The sequence below is a fragment of the Mesorhizobium sp. M4A.F.Ca.ET.020.02.1.1 genome (genome assembly GCF_004022645.1).
Lineage (GTDB): Bacteria > Pseudomonadota > Alphaproteobacteria > Rhizobiales > Rhizobiaceae > Mesorhizobium.
This window is the reverse complement of record NZ_RZOI01000570.1, coordinates 1-4,030: the sequence shown is the minus strand read 5'-3', so window position 1 is coordinate 4,030 and position 4,030 is coordinate 1. Positions and strand designations below refer to the sequence as shown.

Below are 4,030 nucleotides of genomic sequence, written 5' to 3'. Positions count from 1 at the left end.
GATGGCGGTCGCGGTAGGCGAGCTTGCCGTTGATGAAGACGTGGCAGGTGGTCTGGTCGCAGAACTGGCTGGTCAGGTCGACATAGGTGGCGCCGGGCACGCTGCGCACGACGTCGCGCTCCGCCGCGGCGATATCGTCGTTCGCCGCCGTGATCCTCGGCGTATCGCAGACCTCAGGTGGCTGCCCGCGCCAGAGCGCCCGCGCCACGCATTTGTCGACATAGTTTCCATTGTAGGGCACGTCCCTGATCACCGCGACCTTGATCCCGGCCCGGCTGAATGCCGCGAGCGTCCAGTGCAGGCCGGCCCTCCATTCCTGGTTCCAATCGGCGTGCCTCAGTTCCTCGGGCGATTCCTTCATCACGTTGCCGATCGAGAATTCCGAGATCACCACCATGCGCGGATGCAGCGCGATGATGTCCTTGACCGATTGCTCCCGCCACCGGTCGCATTCGGTGTAGTCGCGCTTCAGCCGCCAGTTCCAGGTCGTGACCCGTGAGGCACGGCAGGAGGATTTGAGATAGGTCACGACGCGGTAGTTGTTCCTGCTTGCCGCCTCGATCAGCGGCGTCGACCAATGATCGGCATGCGAGTCGCCGAACAGCACGACCGAACCCTCGGCATCCTTGGCGCCGAACACGCAGGGCTTGGGCTTGACGGTCTCGAAATCGAGCACGCAGCCGCCCTTGGCGCGCGCGGTGGAGGGGCGTGCCGCACTTTCGGCGATGACGCGCTGCTCGGGGTCGAGGTCGTGCACGGCCAGTCGCGCATTGGCGTAGGCGGCGACGACGCCGGTGCCGGTCAGGAGGACGGCCGGCACCAGCGCCCGCGCCGCATTGGCCATAAGCCAGCCATTGCGGCGTATCGGGTTCTCGATGAACAGGTAGGTGAAGGCCGACAGCGCCAGCGTCAGCGCCAGGCAGAAGAGGCGCTGCACGGTGGAGAGCTCGGCGGTAAGCATGCCGGCATAGACGATGACCGGCCAGTGCCAGAGATAGAGCGAATAGGAAAGCTTGCCGACCCATTGCAAGGGCGGCAGCGCCAGGACGGCACTGAGGCCGTTCCTGGCGCCGGCCGCTCCCGCCAGCAGCATGAGGACAGTGCCGGCCACCGGCACCAAAGCCGGCAGGCCGGGGAAGGGGGCGTCCTCGCTGAAGCAAAGATAGGCGATGGCGATCAGCGCAAGGCCCGCCCAGGCCATGGCGGCGCTCAGGCCGCGGCGCTGCCGCAAGGCCGCCGCCGGCACGAGCGTTGCCAGCCCGCCGGCGGCGAACTCCCAGGCGCGCAACGGCGAGAAATAGAAGGCCCAGGGTTGGGCTACCGTGGTCAGCCAGGCACAGACGGCGAAGGAGACAAGGCCGGCAAGCCCGATGACCAGGATCACCGCCCGCTTGCCCGGCCTCAACCATGCCGCAAGCATCAGCAGCGCCGGCCAGGCGAGGTAGAACTGCTCCTCGACCGACAGCGACCAGAAATGGATGAACGGGTTGTTGGCGGCGTCGGCGGCGAAATAGTCGAACGACCAGCGGATAAGCCACAGATTGATCATGTAGGCCGAGGCGAACATGGCGCCCTTGGAATAGAGCGACTGCTCCTCCGGCGACAGGATGACGGCGCCGGCGACCAGCGTGGCAAGGATGACGAACAGCGCGGCCGGAAGCAGCCGGCGCGCGCGCCGCGCATAGAAGCGCCAGAGGTCGAGCCGGCCGGTCTCGCCGATCTCGTTCACGAGATGGCGGGTGATCAGATAGCCCGAGATGACGAAGAAGATGTCGACGCCGGTGAAGCCGCCGGGGAGCGCCGTGAGCCCGAAATGGAAGGCGATGACGCCAGCCACCGCCAGCGCGCGCAGGCCTTCTATGTCGGGCCGGAACGAAGCCGAGGCCGGGAACTGTGCTGTCAAGACGACGCCTCGTACTGGTCGTTGGCAGCCCACCCAGGAACAGACTCGCCCCTGAGCGCCGATATCGCAATGCAACATATTTAACGCAGTGCAACATAAGGGGAGGGGGCGCCTCTTACCTCCCCCTTGTGGGATCTTCACAAATCCGGTTGGCAATCCGGGTGATGGGGTAAGCTGCGCCAAGCTGGAACACCCTTCATCCGTCTCGGCGCTGCGCGCTGATCCACGTTCTCCCACAGGGGGAGAAGGCAAGGGCGCTTTCGCCAATCTCCGACATTCGCGGTCGGCCTTCGCGTTGCCCGTGCCTCGCGCATCGGCTATTCCCGCTCAGCCAATATCGGCCGAAATGGGAGCTCAACATGACCGACACCATCCTCAAATTCGGCGCCATCGAGCATGCAGAGGCCGGCGACCTGCCGGGCTGGGTCGTGGTCGAGGGCAGGCCGACCATGCAGACCGCCGTGCAGCACACCACCGCCGATGGCAAGGTGATTTCGGGCACCTGGCGGGCCTCGCCCGGCACCTACCATGCCACCTACACCGACTACGAGTTCGTGCACATGATCGCCGGCCGCATCATCATCACGCCCGACGGCGGAACCCCGGTCGAGGTCGGGCCGGGCGATGCCTTCGTGATCGAAGCCGAATTCAAGGGAACCTGGAAGATCATCGAGCCGGTGACCAAGCATTTTGTCGTCAGGGTGGGCTGAGGCGGCCGCGCCGGCGGGCACGCGAAAGCACCGCCTGGGCCGGCGCCGGGAGCCACGACCCAACTCACCGAATGTTAGGGAGCGCTAAAGTATCGTTGTCCGGAAACGTGCGATCTGCTAGCATTTGATCACCGACAAACGGCGCTGGGAGCGCCGTGCGTCCGACATCATGCACAACAGATCAACTCGAACCGGAGAACGGCCATGAAACGGCTTCTGACGGTCGCTGCGCTATTGGCAGCGAGCAGTTTGATTGCGATGCAAGGCGCAGCCGCCGACGATGCTGCGCTGATCAAGAGCGCCGAGTCCGCCGCGCCCGCCGCCGTGGCGAGCGGTGCCGCAATCTACGCCATGGATGACAAGGGCACCATGCGCACGGTGCGCGAGGGCAAGAACGGCTTCTGGTGCATGCCGGACAACCCGGCTTCGCCCGGCCCGGACCCGATGTGCGGCGATGCAAACGCGATGGAATGGGCGATGGCGTGGGTCGAGAAGAAGGATCCGCCCAAGGGCAAGGTCGGCTTCATGTACATGCTGTCCGGTGGCACCGACGGCAGCAACACCGACCCCTATGCGACTGCGCCCACTGAAGGCAACAATTGGATAGAGACCGGCCCGCATGTGATGATCGTCAATGCCATGGACGTCATGAAGGGCTATCCGTCCGACCCCAAGCCTGACACTTCGAAGCCCTATGTGATGTGGCCGGGCACGCCCTACGCCCATCTGATGATCCCGGTTAAGTGACAGAGCGCAAAAGCTGCTGATCTCCCCCACAAGCGAGGAGATCGGCGGCTTTGCCGCCGCCCATCGGAACCGGGCGGTGGGCGAGCGCGTTGCCTGCCGGCTAAATATGGCCGATCATGGCCATTGGCACGGCGGAGGCATCAGGTGAATCGTCGGAACGGCATGCGAGCGTCGGAGCCGGGACTGGCAAGTCTGCTTGCTGCATCGCGGGGCCATCCGCGCACGGTGCTGCCGACGGTCGCCACCGTGGTGACGACGGTCGCGGCGCTCTATTTCGGTCGCGAGGTTTTCCTGCCGATCGCCGTCGCGCTGCTGCTCACTTTCGCCATCGCGCCGGTCGTCGCCTCGCTCAAGCGCGCAGGGGTTCCCCGCCTGCCCGCCGTCGTCGCCAGCGTGCTCGGCGCCTTCGCCGCCCTTGCCCTGTTCTCCTTCGTCGTCGCCACGCAGGTCAGCGATCTCGCCCAGAACATCCCCGTCTATCAGATCAATATCCTGACCAAGATCCGCGCGCTGAAGGAAAGCGGCCTCGGCGGCGGCATCATCGCCAGGCTGAGCGGGGTGATCGAGCGCGTCGGCCAGGAGATCGAGCGCCAGGAGCCGCAACTGCCATCGGCGGCCGAGACGCCGAAGCGCGATCCGATCCCGGTCGAGATCGTCGCGCATGAAAAGC

The 4,030-nt window shown here is 65.6% G+C and carries 4 protein-coding genes; 3 read left to right on the top strand and 1 reads right to left on the bottom strand.

Annotated elements, in window-relative coordinates:
* On the bottom strand, positions 1-1,903 hold a 1,903-nt coding region (locus EN742_RS26900), incomplete at its 3' end, for an acyltransferase family protein (protein ID WP_245492399.1).
* Between the two features lie 359 nt (positions 1,904-2,262).
* On the opposite strand from EN742_RS26900, the gene EN742_RS26895 reads away from it, so the two are divergent.
* The 3 genes from EN742_RS26895 to EN742_RS26885 all read left to right on the top strand — a co-directional run.
* Entirely contained in the window at positions 2,263-2,613 is a 351-nt protein-coding gene (locus tag EN742_RS26895) for a cupin domain-containing protein (protein WP_127407139.1), read from the top strand.
* 204 nt (positions 2,614-2,817) lie between these two features.
* Positions 2,818-3,360, top strand: a complete 543-nt coding sequence (locus EN742_RS26890) for a hypothetical protein (protein ID WP_127400134.1) — start codon at positions 2,818-2,820, stop codon at positions 3,358-3,360.
* A 162-nt stretch (positions 3,361-3,522) separates the two neighbouring features.
* A partial coding sequence (locus tag EN742_RS26885; RefSeq protein WP_128333475.1) for an AI-2E family transporter occupies positions 3,523-4,030 on the top strand: 508 nt, incomplete at its 3' end.